This window comes from Streptomyces hygroscopicus subsp. hygroscopicus, from assembly GCF_030269125.1.
Taxonomy (GTDB): Bacteria; Actinomycetota; Actinomycetes; order Streptomycetales; family Streptomycetaceae; genus Streptomyces; species Streptomyces hygroscopicus_C.
The window spans coordinates 344,046-366,850 of record NZ_BSSM01000001.1 but is presented as its reverse complement, the minus strand read 5'-3'; the positions used below and the strand labels follow the sequence as shown (position 1 = coordinate 366,850).

Genomic DNA, 22,805 nt, shown 5'->3' with positions numbered 1-22,805 from the left:
CTTCGCCTCCTTCACGCGCCTGTCCGAAGCCTACGGGCAGGAGTAGGGTCGGCGGCGAAAACCGGAGGTGAGGGGGACGCCATGGGACAGCCGCGGGGCGCCTCCGGCGCGCGCACACCGGCACGGGTCATCGCCATCGCCAGTCTGACCCCCCTTGAGGAACTCGACGCCGAACCCTTCCTCGTGGACAGCCGCACCCAGCACGCCATGTGCGCCCGCTGGGCCGCCGACCACGGCTATGTCGTCGCCCGGGAACTCCTCGTCGGCGGACTCCGCTTCGACCACCGCGCCCTGTGGGACGGCGTGCGCCCCGGCGTGGACGTGTTCGTCGCGCCCAGCCTGCGGGTGCTGCGCCGGGCCGTGTCGGACGTGGAGGAGTTCACCGCCGAGTGCGCGCGGCGCGGGGTACGGGTGGTCACGGTGGGGCGGGCGGAGCCGTCGTACGACGCGCAGATGAAGGCGCGTGTGCACCGCCGGCTGTCCATGCCGACCGCCGGATACGACGGACGGTGATACCGCGGTAACCCCTTCGGGTGGTTCCCACCCGGTATGACAAGGTGGGGGGCGGCCCGGTCCCCCCAACGGACCGGGACAGCGTCCTCGCCGAGGGGTGGGGGAGGGGCCGGAACGGAGGAAGCGGCGGGCGTGCGGGGCGTACGGTGGCGGCGGATCGCCAGTCAGATCGGGCGCAGCGTCGTCGTATGGGCCGTCTCCACGCTCACCATGCTGGTCCTCGCGCTGCTCCTGCCCGACTTCCGGCTCCAGTCCGCCGACGGCGACAGCGCCACCCGGATCGCCCTCACCGCCGCCCTCGGCGCGGGCGCGTTCGGCATCCTGTCCGCGGTGGTGTGGCCGCTGCTCGTCCGGCTGCTGCTGCTCGTCCCCGCCCTGATCCTCGGCCTGCTGGTCTTCTTCCTCAACGGCTCCCTGCTGCTGGTCGCCCTGGACCTCAACCCGTCCGGCCGGGGCGCGGTCGCGCCGGAGACGGCCGTCATCGTGGCCGCGGTCATGTCCGCCGTGGCCTCGGCCACGGGCGGGGCGCTGGCCGTGCGTGACGACGAGGCGTACCGGCGCCGGCTGCACCGCCTCGCGACCCGCCGGCGCGGAACCGATCCGCCCTGTCCGGTCACCCCCGGGGTGCTGTTCCTCCAGCTCGACGGCGTCGGCCACGACGTGCTGACCGGGGCCGTGGCCGAGGGGCTGATGCCGACGGTCGCCCGCTGGCTGGCCGCGGGCGAGGGCGCGCGACCCAGGGCCGACGGCACCCGCCCGACCCACCGCCTCACGCCCTGGCACACCGACTGGTCCAGCCAGACCGGCGCCAGCCAGCTCGGCATCCTGCACGGCAGCACCTACGACGTGCCCGCCTTCCGCTGGTACGAGAAGGACCGCGGGGAGGTGATGGTCTGCAACCGGCCGACGAGCGCCGCCGAACTCCAGCGCCGCGCCGTCGCGCACACCGGCGACGGCGGGCTGCTCACCGAGGACGGCGCGAGCCGGGGCAACCTCTTCAGCGGCGGCGCCGGGGAGCAGGCCCTCGTGCTGTCCATAACGGCCCGCCGCCGGGGCCGGGAGAACCGTTCCCGCGCCGGGTACTTCGCCTATTTCTCCGACCCGGCCAACGCCGTCCGCACCGCCCTGTCCTTCACCGCCGAGGTCGCCCGCGAGATCGGCGAGTCCGTCCGCGCCCGGATCCGGGGACAGCGCCCCCGGGTCTCGCGCGGCGGCCTCTACCCGCTGGTCCGCGCCTTCGCCACCGTCGTGGAACGGGACGTCGTCGTCGCCGCGGTGATGGGCGACATGCTCGCCGGCCGCACCGCCGTCTACGCCGACCTGGTCGCCTACGACGAGGTCGCCCACCACTCCGGGCCGCACAGCCGCGACGCCGCGAAGGTGCTCCAGCGCCTCGACCGCTGCCTCGCCCTGCTCGCCCGGGTCGCCGACCACGCCCCGCGCCCCTACCGCATCGTGGTCCTCTCCGACCACGGCCAGAGCCCCGGCGAGACGTTCCACGCCCGCTACGGCCTCACCCTCACCGACCTCGTGCGGGCCGGCTGCGGGCTGCCCGTGCCGCGCCGGGCCGAGCGCACGCACAGCGGTGCCGAGGCCCGTGCCGCCGTGCGGGCCGCCCTGCGCCGGCCGGTGGAGGAGGGCGAGCGGCACCGCCCGGCCCGCCGTCGCGAGCCCGTCGTACTGGCCTCCGGCAACCTGGGTCTCGTCTCCTTCCCGGACGTGCACCACCGCATGACCAGGGAGGAGATCGACGCCCGCCACCCCGCCCTGCTCACCACCCTCGCCAACCACCCCGGCGTGGCCTTCCTGCTGGTGGCGAGCGAGGAGCACGACGGCCTGGTGCTCGGTCCGGGCGGCACCGGGATCCCGCTGGCCGACCTCGACCGCGACCCCGGACCGCTGGCCCGCTTCGGCCCCGGTGCCGCCGACGCGGTCCGCCGCACCCACTCCTTCCCGCACACCGCCGACATCATGGTGAACTCCGCGTACGACCCGGCCGACGGCGAAGTGCTCGCCTTCGAGGAGCAGATCGGTTCGCACGGCGGGCTCGGCGGCGCCCAGTCCCGACCGTTCCTGCTGTCCCCGCTGGAGCTGTCCGCGCCCATCGGCGAGAGCGAGCGGCTGACCGGGGCCGAGCAGGTGCACCGGGTGCTGCGCCGCTGGCTCGGCGAGCTGTCCGGACCCGAGGTCCCGCTCGGCGCGGCCACCGCCGAGGAGGACGAGCGGGCGGCGTGACGACGCGTCCCACGGTCGCCGCCGAACGCCCGCCTCCACCGCCCGGATGTGATCGGATAGGGAACCCGGACACCCGGCAACGGGACCGCGTCCCCTCGCGAAAGGAACCATCGTGGCCACCACGCGCACCGCGCACACCGAATGGGAAGGCAACCTTCTTGAGGGCAGGGGCGTCGTCAGCTTCGACTCGTCCGGCATCGGGCAGCAGCCGGTGTCGTGGCCGTCGCGCGCCGAGCAGGCGAACGGCAGGACCAGCCCCGAGGAGCTGATCGCGGCCGCCCACTCCAGCTGCTTCTCCATGGCCCTCGCACACGGCCTGGCGGGCGCCGGCAACCCGCCCACCAAGCTGGAGACCAAGGCCGACGTCACCTTCCAGCCCGGCACCGGCATCACCGGCATCCACCTCACCGTGCGCGGCGAGGTGCCCGGCCTGGACGAGCAGGGCTTCCAGGCGGCCGCCGAGGACGCCAAGAAGAACTGCCCGGTCAGCCAGGCCCTCACCGGTACGACCATCACCCTGACCGCCGAACTGGCCTGACCGCCGGCCCGGCCCGGACCCGGCCGGTCGACGCATCGGTGCCGCGCCCCGACCGGTCGACGCATCGGTGCCGCGCCCCGTGCGGGAGCGCGGCACCCCGGCGTCGTAGGACCCGGCACCCCGGCCTCGCAGAAGTCAGATCCGCGCGCGGTACTCCCGCAGGATCTCCCGCGTGCGGCGCGCCGAGGCGGCTCGGGCCGTCATGTGGTCCAGCACCTCCAGATGCGCGGCGACCTCCCGCCGCGCGTCCAGGTACAGGGCGCCGGTCAGATACTCCGTGAACACCATGTCCGGCAACTCCGGTTCGGCGAACCGGAACAGGGTGAACGGCGCGTACGTCCCCGGGTGCGGGCCCGACGCGAACTCCGCGATCTGGAGCGTGACGTGGTCCCGCTCGGCGCACTCGATGAGCCGGTCCAACTGGTCGCGCAGCACGTCGGGGGAGGTGCTCACCGGGCGCCGGAACACCGTCTCGTCCATGATCACCCACAGGTGCGGGGGATCCTCGCGTTCCAGCAGCCGCTGCCGCTCCATGCGCAGCGACACGTGCCGCTGCACGGACTCCGGCTCGCTCTGCCCGATGGTCCCCGCCTCCAGCACCGCCCGCGCGTACGCCTCCGTCTGGAGCAGGCCGGGTACGAAGTGCGGCTCGTAGGAGCGGATGATCCGGGCGGCGCCCTCCAGGCTGACGTAGAGGCTGAACCAGTCGGGCAGCACATCGTGGAACCGCTGCCACCAGCCCGGCTGGTTGGCCTCCTCCGCCAGCCGCACGAACGCGGCCGCCTCCTCCCGCGCCACCCCGTAGGTCTCCAGGAGCACCTGCAAGTACGGTATTTTCAGTCCGACTTCGGCCGTCTCCATGCGCCGTACCGTCGCCGCCGCCACCCGCAGGACCCCGGCGGCCTCCTCGCGGCTGAGCCCCGCGGCCTCCCGCAGTTCCTGCAGCCGCTTGCCGAGCACCACCTGACCCACGGTGGGTGCAGCCCGCCGCTCACTCACGCCACGCCCTCCCCTGCCGTCTTCGGCGCGCAGCAGTCTGTCACGGGACTCCGTTTCGCACAGCGGATCGAGCGGAAGCGAAGATCACAGGATCGTCAACCCTCCAGTCCGTGGAGGAACTTGGCGGTCGCCGGATCGGCCGGCAGGAAGGTCTCGATCGCCAGTTCGGCGACGGTGACGTCCATCGGGGTGTTGAAGGTGGAGATGGACGACACGAACGACAGGATGCGGCCCTCGTGCTCGATCCGCATCGGCAGCGCGAAGTACGGCACCGGCTCTTCCGGTTCCTCGCCCGGCGCGTCTCCGGCGACCGGATATGCCGTCACTTCCTCGTACAGAGCGCGGAGTTGGTCCGAGCGGTGCAGCGCGAGCTGACGCTCCATCTGCGCCACGAGATGCCCGCGCCACTCCCGGAGGTTCCGGATCCGCGGCGCGAGCCCCTCGGGGTGCAGCGTCAGGCGCATCGCGTTCGGCGCCGGCTGCAACAGCTTCTCCGGCACGCCGTCCAGCAGCATGGTGATCCCCCGGTTGGCGGCGACGACCGTGTACCCGGCGTCGACCACCAGCGCCGGGTACGGCTCGTAGCCCTGGATGAGCCGCTCCATCCCGTCGCGCAGGGCGTCGAGCGCGGGATCGTCCAGCGGGGTCTCCGGGTAGCGCGGGGCGTAACCGGCGGCCAGGAGAAGGGCGTTGCGCTCCCGCACCGGGACGTCCAGATGCTCGGCGAGCCGCAGCACCATCTCCTCGCTCGGCCGGGACCTGCCGGTCTCCACGAAACTGATGTGCCGGGCGGAGGAGTCGGCCCGCAGGGCCAGCTCCAGCTGGGAGATGCGGCGCCGCTCACGCCAGGCACGGAGCAGCGGACCCACCCCCCTGGTGTCGGGTGCGGCGGCGGACACGGAAGCTTCGGTGGCGACCATGGTCATACCTCGACCCTAAACGAGGAGTGTCCGCCACAACGACCTCGCACCCGCGGACGCGCCGAGGACGCGCCCATGACGCGTCGCCCGGCTGTCCCGGCCCGGCGCGTGGCAGGCTGAGCGCAGACTTCCGCCCCACCCCGAAGGGAGACCGTGCCATGGCCGTCGCACCGCTGTCGCAGAAGGAGATCGAGGACCGGCTCGCCGAACTCCCCGGCTGGTCCGCGGACGGCGGCCGGCTCACCCGCACCTACCGGCTCGCCTCGCACTTCGCCGCGGCCACCCTGGTCATGCACATCGCGGGCATCCAGGACGAGCTGGACCACCATTCCGACTGCACCCTCGGCTACCACTCGGTGGCGCTCGCCATCACCACCCACAGCGCCGGCGGGGCGCTCACCGGGAAGGACTTCACGCTCGCCCGCAGAGTGGAGGACATCGCCCAAGGCCACGGCGCACACTGAGCGTTGTGCTGGACTACGACAAGGAAGCCCGTGTCTACGACGCGTCACGCGGCGGCGAGGCCCGCGCCGAAGCCGCCGCGGCCGCCGTCCTCGACCTGATACCCGACCGCCCAGGCCGCCTCCTCGACCTCGCCTGCGGCACCGGCATCGTCACCCGCCGGCTCGCCGCGGCCCGCCCCGCGCTCCGGGTGACCGGCGCGGACCTCGCCCCCGGCATGATCCGCAGGGCCGCCGTCCGCCTGCCCGGCGCGGTCGTCCGCGCCGACAGCCGCCGACTGCCCTTCCCGGCCGCCACCTTCGACTCCGTCATCAGCGTCTGGCTGCTCCATCTGCTGACCGACCCGGACGATCTGCGTGCCGTCATCGCCGAGTGCGCCCGCGTCCTCAGACCCGGCGGGGTGTACGTCACCACCGTCGACAAGGCCGCCGCGCACGACGTGGGCAGCGACATCGAGGCCGCCCTCGCCGACCGCCCGATCCGCCCGGCCGCGGACGCCGCCGCCCTCGTCGCGGCGCACGCCGCCCGGCACGGACTCGGGCCCGCGGGGCACTCCGCGTTCCGCGGCGTCGGCCAGGGCCGCAGCCCCCGCAGCACCATCGACGATCTGCACCGGGGCTGGTTCAGCCAGCTGCCGCCCGGCGATCCCCGCAGGGAGACGTTTTCCGCCCGGCTCGCCGCGCTCCCGGACCAGGACCGCCCGCGCGCGGACCCGACGTTCACCCTGCACGCCTTCCGTAAACCCTGACGGGCCCTGGCGGGTGCGGGCGGGCGCGGGGGCTTCGGTGGGCTGCCGCTGCCGCCTGCGCTATCGCCCGAGCCCTCGGCGGATGGCCGACTCCACCGGCGAGTACGCCCCGTCCGGCCGCTCCAGCTCGTACGGCACCGCCGGCTCCAGCGGCGGCTGCGCCATGAAGCGCGGCCGGGTGCCGTGGTGCGGCTGCGCCGCGTGCACCAGGAACGGATGGCACAGATAGACATCGCCGGGGCGGCCGGTGGCCAGGGCGAGCGGCCGGTGCCCGCTCGCCGTGGCCAGCGCGGGGGCGATCTCCAGTCCCGAGACGCCGGCCTCGCCGTACGGTTCGAGGATCGGCGGCACGTCCAGGTGCGAGCCGGCCCGGATCCGCGTCGGGGCGTCCTCCTCGGTCACCTCGCTGAAGAGGAACAGCATCAGCAGCGCCCGGTCCCGCGAGCGGAGGTTGGTGTGGAACCAGGTCGCGCCCTTGGGCAGATAGCTGCCCTCGATGTGCCAGCCGGCGTCGCCCGGCTCGTCGGGGTGCGGGAAGCGCAGCGGGAACGTGCCCAGCGAGTACCGCGGCAGCCACCGCCGCTCACCCACCAGCAGGTCGAACGCCTCATGCAGGACGGGGGAGTTGGCGGCGGCGGCGAACGGTCCCTGCGCCATGCCGCCGATCCGCACCACCGGTTCCCTCCAGGTGCCGGGGTCCTCCGGGTCGTACCCCGTCTCCCGCCACAGCAGCCGTGCGCAGTCCTCGGCGACCCGGGGCGGCACCGCGCCCTCGATCTTCACGAACCCGTCGGCGATGAACCGTTCCACCATGTCGTTGCCCATGCGGAGGATGGTGGACGAGGGGAGCGGCCCGGGGCATCCGGATTTTCCCGGCCGGCCCGCCGAGGATTTGCCGGGTCGGCAACGGAACTGGCCCCCGCCCGGTGTGCCGTCGCACCCTGACGGCATCCGGAAGAGAGGCTGACCACCATGGCGCACGACCACAACAGCGATCACGGCCACGGACACGGTGACGGACAGGGCCGGGACCAGGGAGACGGCCACGGCCACAAGCACGGCCACGGTTATAAGCACGGCCACGGCCACGGTCACGGCACGGACATCGACTGGAACGAGATGGCCCCCCTCTTGGAGGCCCAGGCCGAACTGTTCACCCCGCTGTACCGGCAGGCACTGTCCTGGCTCGCGGACGAGGTCGCGGAGCCGGGACTGATCGTGGACGCGGGCAGCGGGCCGGGGGTCCTCTCCTGCCTGTTCGCCGAGACCTTCCCCGGCGCCCGGGTCATCGCCGCGGACGGCACCGCGCCGCTCCTCGACCGGGCCCGAGCCCGCGCCGGCCGCCAGGGCTTCGCGGACCGCTTCGGCACCCTCGCCGGTGAACTCCCGGACGTGCTCGACGGGTTGGAGAAGCCGGCCGACCTGCTGTGGGCGAGCCGCAGCCTGCACCACCTCGGCGACCAGCGGGCCGCGCTCACCGCCTTCGCGCAGCGGCTCGCCCCCGGCGGCACCCTGGCCCTGCTCGAAGGCGGCCTGCCCTCCCGCTTCCTGCCCCGGGACCTCGGCATCGGCCGCCCCGGACTCCAGGCGCGGATCGACGCGCTGGAGGAGGAGTGGTTCACCCGCATGCGCGCCGAACTGCCCGGCTCCGTCGCCGAGACCGAGGACTGGCCGGTGCTGCTGACCGCCGCGGGTCTGCGGCACACCGGCACCCGCAGCTTCCTGCTCGACCTGCCCGCCCCGGCCGACGACCGGACCCGCGCCTACGTCACCGCCTCCCTCACCCGCCTGCGCGAGGGCCTCGCCGACGGCCTCACCGCCGAGGACCGGGACACCCTCGACCGGCTCCTGGACCCCGCCGACCCCGCGAGCGTCCACCAGCGGCCGGACGTCTTCGTGCTGTCCGCCCACACGGTGTACACGGCCGTACGCCCGTCCTGACCGCGCGGAGCGCTTGACTTCGAGAGTGCTTCACGTGGTGGACTTCCCCCTCGTCCGACGACATCCGAGGGGGAAGCGATGAACGACTCTCCGGTCGCGCTCATCACCGGCGGCGGCAGCGGCATCGGGGCGGCCGTCGCCCGGCAACTGCTGGAGGCGGGACACCGCGTCACCGTCACGGGCCGCACGGAGCGGCGGCTGCGGGACCTCGCCGACAGCCTGGGGAATCCCGGGGCGCTGCGGACGGTCGTGGGTGACGCGGCGGTGTACGACGACGTGCGGAACGCGGTCGACCGCACGCTCGAGGCGTACGGCCGGCTGGACACCGTCGTCGCCAACGCGGGCGTCGCCACCCACGACTCCGTAGCCGAGGGCGATCCGGCCGGCTGGTCCGAGATGGTCCTCACCAACGTCCTCGGCCCGGCCCTGCTCGTCCGCGCCTCGATCGAGGCGCTGAAGGAGACCCGCGGCCGGATCGTGCTCGTCGGCAGCGTCGCCGGGTTCGTCAACACGCCCGGCAACCTCTACGGGGCCACCAAGTGGGCGGTCACGGGCCTTGCCGAGAACACCCGGCGCCAGGTCACCGAGTTCGGTGTCGGGGTGACGCTGGTCGCCCCCGGCCGGGTGGAGACCCCGTTCTGGGACGGCTACGGCAGCCTGCCCCCGGGGCACCTGCTGACCGCCGGCCAGATCGCCGACTCCGTGGTCTGGGCGATCCGGCAGCCGGCCGGGGTCGACGTCAACACCGTGGTCGTACGTCCGTTGGGTCAGCCCAACTGACGTAGTGGCGGCTTCAGTTGTTCGCTATGAACTGCTGGGCCAGCTGATTGCCGAGGGAGACGGCGGCGCTGTGGCTCTCGATGGGGGAGACCTTGGAGTTCTTGAACAGGATGTAGGTCACCCCCGAGTCCGCGCCGCCGGTCGCCGGGTCGGGGTCGATCCCGAGCGCCTTGGCGGTGGCGTACGACGCCTCTCCGATGATCTTCGTGGGACCGGTGTCGCCGACGACGGCGTACTCCACCTTGCCGGCGTAGATCACGGCGACCACGCCGCCGCCCTTGATACCGGCGTTCGAGTAGTTCCAGATGCCGCTGGTGCTGGGCACCACCACGTAGGGCAGCGACTCGGCCTTCAGCGGCTTGCCGTCGGACTGGTGGAAGGCGGTGTCGTCCTGGTACCAGGGGTCGCGGTCCTCGTTGCAGTCGGTGGTGCGCTGGCCGTCGCAGTCGATGTCCATGTCGGCCTTCCAGAACACCGCGCCGTTCTTGCCGCACACCGGGACCGTGGCCGAGGTCTCGTCGTCGGTCTTGTACTTGCCGTTGGAGATCTGCGAGCAGGACTTCACCTTGGCGAGCAGGTCGGCCGCGCTGACCGAGCCCTCCTGGGCGGCCTTCGGCGCGGGGGTCGCGAGCGCGTGCGCGGGCACGAGGCCGGCGGCGAGCAGGGCGGCCCCGGAGGCCGCGGCGAGGGTCAGTGATCGAAGACGCACTGTGGGGGACCCTTCTGTTAGGAAACTTTCCTTACCGGGCGGCTCCACGGTGGCGTAGGTGCCATGTGCGCGTCAACCCTGCGCCCGGGAACGCGCGAAACTCATGCGTATTGCGGTGGTTTGCGCCCATGGCGAGACTGGAGGGACGGGAGGGGTCCGCGTCATCCGCACCCGGGAGGCGAGGCTTCATGTTCGTACGCACCGTGTACGCGACCGGGGATCCGGCCCTGCTGGACTCGGCGCTGCGGGTCCTGAACAGCCAGGGCCACGATCTGCTGGAGGAGCGGCCCGGCTACCGGGGTGCGGGCGTCTTCGTCGACCGTGAGCTGGGCAAGCTGCTCACGGTCAGCTGGTGGGAGTCCGAAGAGGCGCAGGTCAACAGCGACGAGGTCATGCGCGAGCGGCGCCCGGCCCTGCTGGAACCGTTCGCCGCGTCGGTGGCGGTCGAGCACTATCGCGTCGCGGTCTTCCACGCGCTGCCCCGGCCGGTGGTGGGCGGCGCCCTGCGCGTCGCCCGCCTGGAGTTCGACCCGAGGGACGCGGACCTGCTGGCCGACACCTTCCACGCGTCCGCGCTGCCGCGGCTGGAGACGGTGCAGGGGCTTGCCCGCGCGGCGCTGTTCCTCGACCGCGACCGGGGCAGGGGCATCGTGGGCACGGTGTTCACCGACCACCGCACCCTGGCCGCGTCCCGCGCCGCGCAGTCCGCCATCCGCCGGTCCGTCACGGCGAAAGCGCACGTGACGGTGGTGGCGCTGGAGGAGTTCGACGTGATCCACGCGGACCCGCACACGCTCTGACCGCGGCCCCGCCGTGCCGTCGCGGTCCGCGGCGTCCGGTCCTGACCGGCTCCCGCGGTTCCCCGCGCCCTGGGGAACCGCGGCACCGTCGCCCGCGCGGCGCTCCCCACGCCGCCGCGTGCGTCAGCCCATGTCGAACGTCGCCGGGTCGGGACCGAGCCGCCGGTCCTCGTTCAGCGCGCCGATCGCCGCCAGGTCCTCCTCGTCCAGGCTGAAGTCGAACACCTCGATGTTCTCCTTGATCCGCGACGGCGTCACGGACTTCGGGATCACGATCGTGCCCTGCTGGATGTGCCACCGCAGCACCACCTGTGCGGGAGTGCGGTTGTGCTTCTGCCCGATCGCCACGATCGCCGGCACCTCCAGCAGGCCCTTGCCCTGCCCGAGCGGCGACCAGGCCTCCGTGCGGATGCCCTGCTCCTCGTGGTACTCCCGCGCCGCGTGCTGCTGAAGGTGCGGATGCAGTTCGATCTGGTTGACCGCGGGGATCACGGACGTCTCCTCCGCGAGCCGCCGAAGGTGCTCCGGCAGGAAGTTGGAGACACCGATGGCCCGGACCCGCCCGTCGGCGTACAGCTTCTCCAGCGCCTTGTACGTGTCGACGTACAGGTCCCGCGCCGGCAGCGGCCAGTGGATCAGATACAGGTCGAGATGGTCGAGCCCCAGCTTGCCGAGCGACGTGTCGAAGGCACGCAGTGTCGCGTCGTACCCCTGGTCGCTGTTCCAGAGCTTGGTGGTGACGAAGATTTCCTCGCGGGGCAGACCGGAGGCCGCGATGGCCCGGCCGGTGCCCTCTTCGTTGCCGTACACCGCGGCCGTGTCGATGCTGCGGTACCCGGCCTCCAGCGCCGTACCGACGGCCCGCTCGGCCTCGTCGTCCGGAACCTGCCACACGCCGAAGCCCAACTGGGGCATCTCGACGCCGTTGTTGAGGATGATCGGGGGGACCTTGCTGCTCACGAGCTGGTGATCCTTCGCTTGTCGACGACGTGGGACTCCATCGTCAACGATCACACACCGCGATACATTCCTGACCCGCCCGGGATGTCAGGATCTGTACAGAGCCTCGACCTCGCGCTCGTACGCCTTTTCGATCGCCTTCCGCTTCAGCTTCAACGACGGTGTCAGCAGCCCCTGTTCCTCGGTGAACGGCTGCGCCAGTATCCGGAACGTGCGGATCGACTCGGCCTGGGAGACCAGCGTGTTCGCGGCGACCACCGCGCGCCGCACCTCCGCCTCCAGATCCGGGTCCCGCACCAGCCGCGCGGGCGCCATCGCCGGTTTGCCGCGCATCTGCAGCCAGTGCTCGACGGCCTCGTGGTCGAGCGTGACCAGGGCCGCGACGTAGGGGCGGTCGTTGCCGACCACGATGCACTGGCTGACCAGCGGATGATCGCGCACCCGCTCCTCCAGCACGCCGGGCGAGACGCTCTTGCCGCCGGAGGTCACGAGGATCTCCTTCTTGCGGCCGGTGATCGTCAGATAGCCGTCGTCGTCGAGGGAGCCGAGGTCGCCGGTGGCAAGCCAGCCGTCGTGCAGCGACCCGTCGGTCGCCTTCGGGTTGTTCAGGTAGCCCTGGAAGACGTTCCCGCCGTACAGCCAGACCTCGCCGTCGTCCGCGATGTGCACGGTCGTCCCGGGGATCGCCTGGCCGACGGTGCCGTACCGGGTGCGCTCGGGCGGGTTCGCGGTCGCCGCGGCCGTCGACTCGGTCAGGCCGTAGCCCTCGTAGATCTGCACGCCCGCGCCCGCGAAGAACAGCCCGAGCCGGCGGTCCATGCCCGAGCCGCCGGACATGGCGTTGCGGATCCGGCCGCCCATCGCGGCGCGGACCTTCGCGTACACCAGCTTCTCGAACAGCTGGTGCTGCATCCGGAGGCCGGCCGACGGCCCCGGCCCGAGTCCCCACGCCTTCGCCTCGACGGCCTCCGCGTACCGCACCGCGACATCGACCGCCTTCTCGAACGGCGCCGCCTTGCCCTCCTTCTCCGCCTTGCGCCGGGAGGCGTTGAACACCTTCTCGAAGATGTAGGGCACCGCCAGGATGAACGTCGGCTTGAACGCCTGGAGGTCGGGCAGCAGGGCGGCCGCGTTCAGCTGCGGCTGGTGGCCGAGGCGCACCCGGCCCCGGATCGTGGCGACCTCCACCATGCGCCCGAAGACATGGGCGAGCGGCAGGAACAGCAGGGTGGAGGCCTCGTCGCCGCGCTTGGAGTGGAACACCGGCTCCCAGCGGCCCACCACGCTGTCCGCCTCGAACATGAAGTTCCCGTGCGAGAGCACGCAGCCCTTGGGGCGGCCGGTGGTGCCCGAGGTGTAGATGACGGTGGCCGCCGAGTCCGGGGTGACGGCCTGGCGGTGCCGGTGCACGACCTCGTCGTCCAGGTGGGCGCCGGCGTCGTACAGCTCCTGCACGCAGCCCGCGTCCAGCTGCCACAGCTGGCGCAGCCGCGGCAGCCGGCCGATCACCGTGGCGATAGTCATCGCGTGGTCCTCGTGCTCCACGACCGCCGCGGTGACCTCGGCGTCGTGCAGCATCCAGAAGCACTGCCCGGCCGACGACGTGGGGTAGACCGGCACCACCTGGGCGCCGATCGTCCACAGGGCGAAGTCGAACAGCGTCCACTCGTAGCGCGTGCGGGACATGATCGCGACCCGGTCGCCGAACCGGACCCCGCTCGCCAGCAGGCCCTTGGCCAGGGCGAGGACCTCGTCACGGAACTCGGCGGAGGTCACGTCGCGCCACTCTCCGGCGGCGTCCTTGCGGCCGAGGGCGACACGCCCCGGATCCGCCAGGGCGTGCTCGAAGACCACATCGGCCAGACCACCCACCGGCGGTGCCGACGTGAGAGGCGGGTTGGTGAACTCGCGCAATCCTCGCTCCCCGATCCTCGCTGCCTGAACGCGCCGGTGATGCTCGGCACAGCGCCGTGAAAGCTACCTCACACCCCGACGGGAGGGGAGGGGGGCGGAAACAGAGCAAACCTCGCCTTCCACCCGAGCGTTGTCCGGAAAATGCCCGCACATGGGGAAGGGACGGACACGATACTGACAGGTCAGTAAGTTTCGGCGCCGTAATCTCCACTGAATCTGTACGCGCCGATTACCCCTCTGTACAGGGCGGTTACGGCCATGACCGCACCGCGTGCGGGGCGCCGTCGGCCGTGGGACCCGCGGCCTTCGCGGCGGCCGGCCTCCCGGCCCCGGCCCGCGCCCCTGTGAAGCGCGCCACACCGCAGTCAGCCCCCGTGGCGCCGCAGCCGCTCCCCGCCCGCCAGGACGGCCGCCGCCAGGGCGTCCGCCGCCTCCCGCGTCCCCGGCCGGCCGCGGCCGTGCACGAGGACGAAGTCGACCTTGCCCAGCTCCGGCAGCCCGGCGCGCTCCGGCAGCCGGATCAGCCCCGCCGGGATCAGCCGACGGGAGTGCGCCATCACCCCGAGGCCCGCGCGGGCGGCGGCGATCAACCCGTTGAGGCTGCCGCTGGTGCAGACGATCCGCCAGTCGCGCCCCTGCCTCTCCAGCGCCTCCAGGGCCCGCGCCCGGGTGATGCCGGGCGGCGGGTAGACGATCAGCGGGACCGGCCGCTCGGCGTCCAGGCGCAGCCGCTCCGCGCCGATCCACACCAGATCGTCGCGCCACACCAGCGCGCCGCTCGGGTCCTGAGGGCGCCGCTTGGCGAGCACCAGGTCGAGCTTCCCGGCGGCAAGCCGCTCGTGCAGGATCCCGGACAGCTCGACCGTCAGCTCCAGGTCGACCTCGGGGTGGTCGTAGCGGAAGCCCTCCAGGATCTCCGGCAGCCGGGTCAGCACGAAGTCCTCCGACGCGCCGAACCGCAGCCGGCCTCGCACCCGGGTCCCGCTGAAATACGCCGTCGCCTGCTCGTGCACCTCCAGGATCCGGCGCGCGAAGCCCAGCATCGCCTCGCCGTCCTCGGTCAGCTCCACGGAGTGGGTGTCCCGGGCGAACAGCGGCCGCCCCACCGCGTCCTCCAGCCTTCGCACGTGCTGGCTCACCGTGGACTGGCGCAGACCGAGCCGCCGGGCCGCCCGGGTGAAGCTCAGCGTCTGGGCGACCGCGAGGAAGGTCCGCAGCTGGGTGGGGTCGTACACGCCCCCAGACTATGTCGCTATCGCGAATCGCGATGACAGTGAGAACGGTGTACCGGTTTCCCGATCGACACGGGGCAGGGGATCATGGGAGGGGCCCCCGGGTCCCGGACCGGACCACCGTCGCACACCATCGGAGCACCGTGACACGCCTGCGCTGGCCGAGCTGGATGCCCGTCGACCCGTACATCGTGCTGCTCGTCGGCACGGTGGGCCTGGCCGCGCTGTTCCCGGCCCACGGCACCGGCGCCACCGTGGCCTCGGGCGCCTCGACCGCCGCGATCGCGTTCCTCTTCTTCCTCTACGGCGCCCGCCTCTCCACCCGCGAAGCGCTCGACGGACTGCGCCACTGGCGGCTCCATGCCACCGTCCTGGCCTGCACCTTCGTCGTCTTCCCCGTGCTCGGCCTGGCCGCCCGCGCCACCGTCCCGGTGCTGCTCACCCAGCCGCTCTACCAGGGCCTGCTCTTCCTGACCCTGGTGCCCTCCACGATCCAGTCGTCCATCGCCTTCACCTCCATCGCACGCGGGAACGTGCCCGCCGCGATCTGCGCGGGCTCCTTCTCCTCCCTGGTCGGCATCGTGGTCACGCCGCTGCTCGCCGCCGGACTGCTCGGCAACAGCGGCGGTGGCTTCTCCGCCGACTCGCTCGTCAAGATCGTGCTGCAACTGCTGGTGCCGTTCCTCGCCGGGCAGGTCCTGCGGCGCTGGATCGGCGCCTTCATCACCCGGCACAAGAAGGTCCTCGGGCTGGTCGACCGCGGCTCCATCCTGCTCGTCGTCTACACCGCGTTCAGCGAGGGCATGGTCCAGGGCATCTGGCACCAGGTCAGCCCCGCCCGGCTCGGCGCGCTCCTCGTGGTCGAGGCCGCGGTGCTCGCCGTGATGCTGGCGGGGACCTGGTACGGCGGCAGGGCACTGGGCTTCGGGCGGGAGGACCGGATCGCCATCCAGTTCGCCGGCTCCAAGAAGTCCCTCGCCTCCGGCCTGCCCATGGCGAGCGTCCTCTTCGGCGCCCACGCCTCCCTGGCCGTGCTCCCGCTGATGCTCTTCCACCAGATGCAGCTGATGGTGTGCGCGGTCATCGCCAAGCGCCGCGCCCACGACCCGGCGGCGGACGCCGATGCCGCCGACCGGAGTGCCGGGGCCGAGGGCGGTGGCGCCACCGGGTCCGACCGGGGTGCCGGGGCCGAGGGAGACGGCGCCACCGGGTCCGACCGGGGTGCCGGGGCCGAGGGAGACGGCGCCACCGGGACGGAGGCGAGCGGTGCCACCGGGGCCGAGGAACGGGGCACCGCTGGGCCCCGGGCGGGCGGCGGCGCCGAGGGCTCAGCCGCTCACCTGGTCCAGGGGCGGCCACAGAACCGTGTCCTTCGGTGACCGCGGCGCCTTCGGGTCCGCCAGCTCCTCGTCCGTCAGCGCCCGGTCCCACACGTGCACCTCGTCGATCGCGCCCGTGAAGAAGGCCCGCCTGTCCATGCGCTGACCTACCTATGTGCACGCCGAACGGCGAGTCGCGGCTCACCGAGCCCGGTACATCGACGACCGAAGTCTTCGTACCGTCGACGAACAGCGACAGCGCGCCGCCGCCGCGACGCAGCGCCGCGTGGTGCCACCGGCCGTCGTCGTACGCCGCGTCCGTGCGCGCGTACACCGTCCGCGGCGCCGCCGCGCCGTCGCGCACGGTGATCAGCCCCTGTATCCGGTGGTTCGCCGGTTCCCCGCGCAGCCACACCTGCGGCTCGCTGGTGCCTGTCCCGCCCACCCCCAGCAGCGGCTGCTCCCCGGTCGTCGCCGAGTACCGGGGAGCAGCGACGCGGCGAAGTCCTTCGTACCGAGCGGCGGGCTCGCCCGGTACGGCAGACGCACGGCGTCGCCCTCCGGGGTGACCGGGTCGGGGCCCCGGCGCGGGGCGAGCCAGTCCTCGGTGAACCGCGCGAAACGGATCTCGTCCCGCGCGTCCACCGACCCCCCTCGTAGAGCAGGCCCACGGTGTCCCCGGTCCTCCGCACCAGGTCCGAGTAGCCCGACCAGTCGGTGGTGACGACCGTTGCGCGGTCCACGCCGTCCCAGGTGCGGCCGCCGTCGTACGATGAGCGGATCATCATGGTGCGGCGCCGGTCGGGGTCGGCGGGGCAGGCCGGCAGGGCAGGGCTTCCGGGGTCACGGGCGCAGCACGACCTTGCCCAGGTTGGACCGGCTCTCGATCACCGCGTGCGCCCGCGCCGCCTCCTCCAGGGCGAACTCCGCGTGCACGACCGGCCGTACGGCACCCTCGGCGAACAGCCGCCACAGCTCCAGCCGCCACCGCTCGTACAGCTCGGGCCTGCCGCGGGCGATCAGCGCCATCTGGAAGCCGATCACCGACTTGGCGCCCACCAGCAGGTCGTACGCCCGGACCGTGCCGCCGCCCGAGCTGTAGGCGACGAGCCGGCCGTGCGGGGCGAGGGCGGCGACGGCGGGGGTGAGCAGGTCGCCGCCGACCGCGTCCAGGACGCAGTCGACGGGGTCTCCCCAGCTGTCGTCCGCGTACCGCACGCAGTCGTCCGCGCCGAGGGAGCGTATGAACTCCGCCTTCGCCGGATCGGACACGGCCCCCACCACCCGGCCCGCTCCCCGTGCCCGCGCCAGCTGGACCGCCAGGTGCCCCACCCCGCTCGCCGCCGCCGTCACCAGCACCGACTCGCCCGGCTCCGGGCGCGCCGCGGACAGGGCGCCGAACGCCACCAGCCCGCCGCGCACGAGTGCGACCGCGTCCACATCGGTGGCGCCCTCCGGCACCGGCGAGGCCATGGTCTCCTCCAGCACCGCGTAGTCGGCGTATCCGTGGCCGAAGCACAGTCCGGTCACCCGGTCACCGGTCCGGAACCGGGTCGCTCCCGCGCCGACCGCCACCACCTCGCCCGCCAGTTCGCCGCCCAGCGGGATCGGCTCGGCGCCCTCGGAGGCCTTGCGGACGACCGGCAGCGTGACCCCGACCGCCGCGCAGCGCACGAGCAACTGTCCCGGACCGGGTTCGGGGACGGCGGCTTCCTCCGTGAACAGGGGGCCACCGGGGGAGTCGTACCGGACGCGACGCATCGCAACCTCCATGGCCGGCTGCACCGGCGTGACGGGTCGCGGGGAAGGGACCGAGGGAACCCCGCGAAATCATTGGGAGCCCCAACGATATAGTCGTGATCGTGGGGGAGTCCAACGATTTCTCGGATAGGCTCCCCCACATGGCCGCCGACCCACGACCGACCACCGATTCCCGCCCGACCGCCGAACCACCCCTGACCGCGATCCGCGCCCTGCCCAGCTGGATCCTCGGCCGGGCCGCCGCACGGGGCCGCGCCCTCGTCGCCGAGGCGCTCGCCGCCGAGGGCCTGAAGATGTGGCACCACGTCGTTCTCTCCGCCGTGCGAGACCTCGCCCCCGTGGCCCAGGCCGACCTCGCGCGGGGGATCGCCCTCGACCCCAAGGACCTCGTCGGCATCCTGAACGACCTGCAGAGCGCCGGTCTGGTCGTCCGCGCGCCGGATCCCCGGGACCGCCGCAAGAACGCCGTGTCCCTCACCGCGGAGGGCGGCCTGCTCCTCGAACGCTGCGAGCGCGCCGCCCGTACGGCCAACGAGGAACTTCTCGCCCCCCTCTCGGCCGCCGAACGCGAGCTGTTCGTGCTCCTGCTGACACGGATCTCCGGCGCGGAGGGGTGACGGGGTGCGGACGCCGGCCGGGCCACCTGAGCGCTCGACCGGGCCACCTGAGGGCTCGACCGGGCCGACTGGGCGACCGGGCCGGCTGGGCGGCCTGGTCGGCCTGGTCGGCCGGCCAGCCCGGCCGGCTGTGGCCGCGGGGCCCGTCCTCAGGCCAGCGTCCCGCCTCCGTCCACGACCACCACCGAACCGGTGCTGTAGCCCCCGCGCATCAGATACAGGTACGCCTCCGCCACGTCCGCGGGCTCGCCCACCCGGCCCACCGGCAGCGAGGTGGCCGACGCCGCGTACAGCCCCTCGCGCTCCGCCTCCGGCAGCTCGCGCCACAGCTCCGTGCGGACGAGGCCGGGCGCGACCACGTTGACCCGTACCGGCGCCAACTCCACTGCGAGCGCCCGCGTCAGCGCCTCCATCGCCCCGCACAGCGCCGACACCACGCTCGAACCCGGCAGCGGCCGATGCCCCGCCGTCCCCGTGGTCAGCACCACCGAACCCCCCTCCCGGACCGACCCCGCGCCGTACCTCACGGCCGCGTACGCACCCCACAGCCTGGTGTCCAGGAACCGCTGCGCCCGCGCCAGTCCGGTCTCCGCCACGCTCTCCAGCATCAGCGTCTCGCCCGCCGTGTACACCAGGTGGTCGAACGCGCCGAGCCGTTCGAAGAACGCGCGGACGGCGGCCTCGTCCGTCGTGTCCAGCACCTCCCCGCGCGCGTCCTGCGGCAGCTGCTTCAGCGCCGCGTCCACGTTCTCCTGCCGCCGCGAGGCGACGACCACCTCGGCGCCCTCGGCCGCGGCGCCCTCGGCCACCGCGAGCCCGATACCGGACGTACCGCCGAGCACCACGACACGCTGTCCCCGCAGACCCATGGGAACTCCTTCTCCGCCCCGTCGGACGGTTTCTCTTGTGAGGACGACCCCGCGGGACGCCTCTCGGACGCCTCCCAGCCTGTGGTTCCGGGGGCGGGTCCGTCCAAGACCTCTTCCGGCCGTGGCGATGCCCTGAGGGCATCGCACCCGGACGACGGAAGGGGCGGCCCATGGACCTGGATCTGCGCAAGGTCCGCTACTTCACGGCAGTCGCCGAACTGCTCCACTTCGGGCGTGCCGCCGAGCGTCTGCACATCGCCCAGCCGGTGCTGAGCCGCCAGATCCGCGCTCTGGAGAAGGACTTGGGCGCCGAACTGCTCGTACGTGACAGTCACGGCGTGCGGTTGACCGATGCCGGGCGCCAACTGCTCGACGAGGGACGACAGTTGCTCGCATCGGCCGACGGGGCCCGGCGCCGTGTGCTGCGTGCCGCGCACGGGTCCCGGCGGCTCCTCGTCGGCTTCCGCGCAGGCGTCGTCGTCGCCCCCGCGCTGCGCGCCTTCGCCGAAGCCCACCCGGACGCGCAGGGCAACGCGCGCCGGGTCGAGTGGGACGACCAGGAGCGACTGGTCCTCGACGGCACGGTCGACATCGCTTACGTACGGCGGCCGGTCCGCGAGGAGGGGCTCCGGCTGCGGCCGCTGTACCGCGAGCCCCGCGTGGCGATGCTCCGGCGGGACCATCGGCTCGCCGGTAAACAGGAGTTGAGCCTCGCCGACCTCGACGGCGAGCGGTGGCTGCGGTACTCCGATCCCCGGCCGGGGGACCTGCCGATCCGCACGATCGAGGAGAAGTTCGAGTGCGTCGCGGCGGGCAGCGCCGTCACGCTCGTACCGCGCTCGGTCGCCGAGCAGTACTCGCGCCCCGACATCAGCTACGTGCCCGTCGCCGACGCCGAGCCCGACGAGGTGCTGCTGGCGTGGGCGGAGGGCCGGCACTCCCCGCTGGTGGCGGCCTTCGCCGAGATCGCGGCCGAGGTGCAGGGTGAAGCCGGTGCGGGTGCGGGGAACGCCGGTAGAGGTACGGGGAACGCCGGTAGAGGTACGGGGAACGCCGGTGGAGGTGCGTGGCGAGCCGGTTGAGGGGTCAGTCCTCGGCCGTCTCCTCCGCCAGGACGATCCGGTCGTCCCCCGCGTAGACGTTCATGGAGCTGCCCCGCAGGAAGCCGACGAGCGTCAGGCCGGTCTCCGCCGCGAGGTCCACCGCCAGCGACGACGGCGCCGACACGGCCGCCAGCACCGGAATCCCGGCCATCACCGCCTTCTGCGCCAGCTCGAACGAGGCCCGGCCGGAGACCAGCAGGACCGTCCGGGACAGGGGCAGCCCGGCGTTCTGCAGCGCACGGCCCACCAGCTTGTCGACCGCGTTGTGCCGGCCCACGTCCTCCTTGACGTCCAGCAGTTCGCCGTCCTCGGTGAACAGGGCCGCCGCGTGCAGGCCCCCCGTGCGGTCGAACACCCGCTGGGCCGCCCGCAGCCGCTCGGGCAGCTCGGCCAGCAGCGCGGGTGTGACGCGGAGCCGGGGGCTGTCGGCGATGGGCCAGTGGGCGGTCGTACGCACCGCGTCCAGGCTGGCCTTGCCGCACAGTCCGCACGAGGAGGAGGTGTAGACGTTCCGTTCGAGGCCGAAGTCGGGCAGGGAGACGCCGGGCGCGGTCTTCACGTCGACCACGTTGTAGGTGTTCACACCGTCCGCGGTCGCCCCGGCGCAGTAGACGATGTTCTGCACGTCGGACGCGGCGGCGAGCACGCCCTCGCTCACCAGGAAACCGGCCGCGAGCGCGAAGTCGTCGCCCGGGGTGCGCATGGTGATCGCCAGGGGCTTGCCGTTCAGCCGGATCTCCAGGGGCTCCTCGGCGACGAGCGTGTCCGAACGGGTGGAGACCACGCCGTCCCGTATGCGGAGGACCTTGCGTCGTTCCGTGACTCGTCCCATGTCCTGATCAGCCCCGGTTCCTTTGCGTGCTGGCGGCCGCGGCGGCCCTTGATGCGGAGATCCCATTCTCCTGCACCGGCAGGGCGGTGCCATATCCCGTGCGCAGGGGTCGGTGGTGCTGAGGGGAGCCGACAATTCGTATGCCCGTTTCCTGTGGCTTCACGTGCCGTCGTACCGGCGAGTCACTGACCAGACTGTGGATCCCGTTCACCGTGGCAACAAGGGGGACCTCCGTCATGCACGGCTCACGCATCGCCGCCATCGGCCATTATCAGCCCACCCGGGTGCTCACCAACGAGGACCTGGCCGGCATGGTCGACACCAGCGACGAGTGGATCCGCACGCGGGTGGGCATCCGCACTCGGCACATCGCCGGGCCCGACGAGCCGGTGGACGAGCTGGCCGCGCACGCCGCCGCCAAGGCCCTCGCGGCCGCGGGGCTCGGGCCCGCGGACATCGACCTCGTCCTCGTCGCCACCTCCACCGCGGTCGACCGGTCCCCGAACACCGCCGCCCGGGTCGCGGCCCGGCTCGGCATCCCGGGCCCGGCCGCCATCGACGTCAACGTGGTGTGCGCCGGCTTCACCCACGCCCTGGCCACCGCCGACCACACCGTCCGCGCGGGTGCGGCCACCCGTGCCCTGGTGATCGGCGCCGACGAGATGTCCGCCGTCGCCGACTGGAGTGACCGCAGCACCTGCGTCCTCGTCGGCGACGGCGCCGGGGCCGCGGTGGTGGAGGCGTGCGCGCCGGGGGAGGAGCCGGGGATCGGGCCCGTGCTGTGGGGGTCGGTGCCCGAGATGGGCCACTCGGTGCGCATCGAGGGCACGCCGCCGCGGTTCGCGCAGGAGGGCCAGAGCGTCTACCGCTGGGCCACCACCCGGCTGCCCGCCATCGCCCGACGGACCTGCGAGCGTGCCGGGATCGCCCCCGAGGACCTCGCCGGCGTCGTCCTCCACCAGGCCAACCTGCGCATCATCGAACCCCTCGCCGAGAAGCTGGGCGCCGTCAACGCCGTGATCGCCCGCGACGTCACCGAGTCCGGCAACACCTCCGCCGCGAGCATCCCCCTCGCCCTCTCCAAACTCGTCGAACAGGGCACCCTGTCCGGCGGCGCGCCGGTGCTCCTCTTCGGCTTCGGCGGAAACCTGTCGTACGCCGGTCAGGTCATCCACTGCCCGTAGGGACGCCGGGCGGCCGCCCCGGAGGGGCCCCGATCGCTCTGCGCACACGGCTCCTCGCCCCGCGTACACGGCTGCCGCACCCCCCGCCTCCCCGTCCAGCCGGGCGAAATACGCAGGTGAAACGCACTCCGAAACCTTGGTATTGTTGTCCATGTCGCCGCGAGGGAAGCCCTCGCAAGGCGGCAGACACCTAGTCCGGGTGGCGGAATGGCAGACGCGCTAGCTTGAGGTGCTAGTGCCCTTTATCGGGCGTGGGGGTTCAAGTCCCCCCTCGGACACAATCACGGGACGTTCACGAGATCGTCCCGAAGCGTTCACGAATTACCGGTCGAGTCATGTGACTCACCGGTATTTCGTCGTTTCTGGGGC

21 protein-coding genes, 1 tRNA gene and 2 pseudogenes are annotated in these 22,805 nt (G+C 72.9%); 13 read left to right on the top strand and 11 right to left on the bottom strand.

The genetic code is table 11. The annotated features are described in order from the left end of the window. Nucleotides 1-81: 81 nt before the first annotated feature. The 3 genes from QSK45_RS01495 (at nt 82) to QSK45_RS01485 (ending at nt 3,286) form a co-directional block, all read left to right on the top strand. Nucleotides 82-513 (top strand): recombinase family protein, encoded by a 432-nt coding sequence (locus QSK45_RS01495; RefSeq protein WP_285552394.1) that lies wholly within the window; start codon nt 82-84, stop codon nt 511-513. A gap of 132 nt (nt 514-645) precedes the next feature. After that, nucleotides 646-2,748: an alkaline phosphatase family protein gene (locus tag QSK45_RS01490; protein WP_285552392.1), complete on the top strand. Its 2,103-nt coding sequence runs from the start codon at nt 646-648 to the stop codon at nt 2,746-2,748. Nucleotides 2,749-2,860: 112 nt separating this feature from the next. Continuing rightward, the gene (locus QSK45_RS01485; RefSeq protein WP_285552391.1) at nt 2,861-3,286 is read left to right on the top strand and encodes an OsmC family protein; all 426 of its coding nucleotides are present in this window, start codon (nt 2,861-2,863) and stop codon (nt 3,284-3,286) included. 135 nt (nt 3,287-3,421) lie between these two features. Here the strand turns inward: QSK45_RS01485 and QSK45_RS01480 are convergent, their stop codons facing one another. Next, entirely contained in the window at nt 3,422-4,285 is an 864-nt protein-coding gene (locus tag QSK45_RS01480) for a Sco1979 family transcriptional regulator (protein WP_285552390.1), read from the bottom strand. A gap of 95 nt (nt 4,286-4,380) precedes the next feature. After that, nucleotides 4,381-5,211, bottom strand: a complete 831-nt coding sequence (locus QSK45_RS01475; protein WP_285552388.1) for a helix-turn-helix domain-containing protein — start codon at nt 5,209-5,211, stop codon at nt 4,381-4,383. 152 nt (nt 5,212-5,363) lie between these two features. Between QSK45_RS01475 and QSK45_RS01470 the strand changes: the two genes are divergently transcribed. After that, on the top strand, nt 5,364-5,669 hold the full coding sequence (locus QSK45_RS01470) for a 4a-hydroxytetrahydrobiopterin dehydratase (RefSeq protein ID WP_285552386.1): 306 nt from the start codon (nt 5,364-5,366) through the stop codon (nt 5,667-5,669). A gap of 5 nt (nt 5,670-5,674) precedes the next feature. After that, the gene (locus QSK45_RS01465) at nt 5,675-6,415 is read left to right on the top strand and encodes a class I SAM-dependent methyltransferase (protein ID WP_285552384.1); all 741 of its coding nucleotides are present in this window, start codon (nt 5,675-5,677) and stop codon (nt 6,413-6,415) included. Nucleotides 6,416-6,475: 60 nt separating this feature from the next. Here the strand turns inward: QSK45_RS01465 and QSK45_RS01460 are convergent, their stop codons facing one another. Beyond that, on the bottom strand, nt 6,476-7,240 hold the full coding sequence (locus QSK45_RS01460) for a phytanoyl-CoA dioxygenase family protein (RefSeq protein ID WP_285552382.1): 765 nt from the start codon (nt 7,238-7,240) through the stop codon (nt 6,476-6,478). 147 nt (nt 7,241-7,387) lie between these two features. On the opposite strand from QSK45_RS01460, the gene QSK45_RS01455 reads away from it, so the two are divergent. Then, nucleotides 7,388-8,356: a class I SAM-dependent methyltransferase gene (locus QSK45_RS01455; protein ID WP_285552380.1), complete on the top strand. Its 969-nt coding sequence runs from the start codon at nt 7,388-7,390 to the stop codon at nt 8,354-8,356. Nucleotides 8,357-8,434: 78 nt separating this feature from the next. Beyond that, nucleotides 8,435-9,136 carry an SDR family oxidoreductase gene (locus tag QSK45_RS01450; RefSeq protein WP_285552378.1) on the top strand — a complete coding sequence of 234 codons (702 nt, stop codon included), beginning with the start codon at nt 8,435-8,437 and terminating at the stop codon, nt 9,134-9,136. A gap of 13 nt (nt 9,137-9,149) precedes the next feature. On the opposite strand, the gene QSK45_RS01445 is transcribed toward QSK45_RS01450, so the two are convergent. Beyond that, complete coding sequence (locus tag QSK45_RS01445; protein WP_285552377.1) at nt 9,150-9,845, bottom strand: glycoside hydrolase family 75 protein; 696 nt, start codon at nt 9,843-9,845, stop codon at nt 9,150-9,152. A gap of 188 nt (nt 9,846-10,033) precedes the next feature. On the opposite strand from QSK45_RS01445, the gene QSK45_RS01440 reads away from it, so the two are divergent. Next, nucleotides 10,034-10,645: an antibiotic biosynthesis monooxygenase family protein gene (locus QSK45_RS01440; RefSeq protein ID WP_285552375.1), complete on the top strand. Its 612-nt coding sequence runs from the start codon at nt 10,034-10,036 to the stop codon at nt 10,643-10,645. Nucleotides 10,646-10,768: 123 nt separating this feature from the next. On the opposite strand, the gene QSK45_RS01435 is transcribed toward QSK45_RS01440, so the two are convergent. The 3 genes from QSK45_RS01435 to QSK45_RS01425 all read right to left on the bottom strand — a co-directional run bounded on the left by QSK45_RS01435 (nt 10,769) and on the right by QSK45_RS01425 (nt 14,754). After that, nucleotides 10,769-11,605: an aldo/keto reductase gene (locus QSK45_RS01435; protein WP_285552374.1), complete on the bottom strand. Its 837-nt coding sequence runs from the start codon at nt 11,603-11,605 to the stop codon at nt 10,769-10,771. An 87-nt stretch (nt 11,606-11,692) separates the two neighbouring features. After that, on the bottom strand, nt 11,693-13,519 hold the full coding sequence (locus QSK45_RS01430) for an AMP-dependent synthetase/ligase (RefSeq protein ID WP_285552372.1): 1,827 nt from the start codon (nt 13,517-13,519) through the stop codon (nt 11,693-11,695). 365 nt (nt 13,520-13,884) lie between these two features. Beyond that, entirely contained in the window at nt 13,885-14,754 is an 870-nt protein-coding gene (locus QSK45_RS01425) for a LysR substrate-binding domain-containing protein (protein ID WP_285552370.1), read from the bottom strand. A gap of 167 nt (nt 14,755-14,921) precedes the next feature. On the opposite strand from QSK45_RS01425, the pseudogene QSK45_RS01420 reads away from it, so the two are divergent. Continuing rightward, nucleotides 14,922-15,932, top strand: a pseudogene (locus tag QSK45_RS01420) (bile acid:sodium symporter family protein); the annotation flags it as partial. Nucleotides 15,933-16,079: 147 nt separating this feature from the next. Here QSK45_RS01420 and QSK45_RS01415 read toward each other — a convergent pair. Then, nucleotides 16,080-16,909, bottom strand: a pseudogene (locus tag QSK45_RS01415) (LamG domain-containing protein); the annotation flags it as partial. Nucleotides 16,910-16,913: 4 nt separating this feature from the next. Further along, a complete protein-coding gene (locus tag QSK45_RS01410; protein ID WP_285552368.1) occupies nt 16,914-17,831 on the bottom strand; it encodes a quinone oxidoreductase family protein in 918 nt (305 codons plus the stop codon). A 140-nt stretch (nt 17,832-17,971) separates the two neighbouring features. Between QSK45_RS01410 and QSK45_RS01405 the strand changes: the two genes are divergently transcribed. After that, nucleotides 17,972-18,448 carry a MarR family winged helix-turn-helix transcriptional regulator gene (locus tag QSK45_RS01405; protein WP_285552366.1) on the top strand — a complete coding sequence of 159 codons (477 nt, stop codon included), beginning with the start codon at nt 17,972-17,974 and terminating at the stop codon, nt 18,446-18,448. Between the two features lie 149 nt (nt 18,449-18,597). Here the strand turns inward: QSK45_RS01405 and QSK45_RS01400 are convergent, their stop codons facing one another. Next, a complete protein-coding gene (locus QSK45_RS01400; RefSeq protein ID WP_285552365.1) occupies nt 18,598-19,317 on the bottom strand; it encodes an SDR family oxidoreductase in 720 nt (239 codons plus the stop codon). A 170-nt stretch (nt 19,318-19,487) separates the two neighbouring features. Between QSK45_RS01400 and QSK45_RS01395 the strand changes: the two genes are divergently transcribed. Continuing rightward, nucleotides 19,488-20,399 (top strand): LysR family transcriptional regulator, encoded by a 912-nt coding sequence (locus QSK45_RS01395; RefSeq protein ID WP_285552363.1) that lies wholly within the window; start codon nt 19,488-19,490, stop codon nt 20,397-20,399. A gap of 4 nt (nt 20,400-20,403) precedes the next feature. On the opposite strand, the gene fdhD is transcribed toward QSK45_RS01395, so the two are convergent. Then, the gene (gene fdhD, locus QSK45_RS01390) at nt 20,404-21,252 is read right to left on the bottom strand and encodes a formate dehydrogenase accessory sulfurtransferase FdhD (protein ID WP_285552361.1); all 849 of its coding nucleotides are present in this window, start codon (nt 21,250-21,252) and stop codon (nt 20,404-20,406) included. A gap of 236 nt (nt 21,253-21,488) precedes the next feature. Here fdhD and QSK45_RS01385 point away from each other — a divergent pair, with 236 nt between their 5' ends. Together QSK45_RS01385 and QSK45_RS01380 are read left to right on the top strand one after the other, a co-directional pair. Further along, nucleotides 21,489-22,436 (top strand): beta-ketoacyl-ACP synthase III, encoded by a 948-nt coding sequence (locus tag QSK45_RS01385; RefSeq protein WP_285552359.1) that lies wholly within the window; start codon nt 21,489-21,491, stop codon nt 22,434-22,436. Nucleotides 22,437-22,629: 193 nt separating this feature from the next. Beyond that, nucleotides 22,630-22,714 (top strand) — tRNA-Leu (locus QSK45_RS01380). The last annotated feature ends 91 nt before the right edge of the window (nt 22,715-22,805 follow it).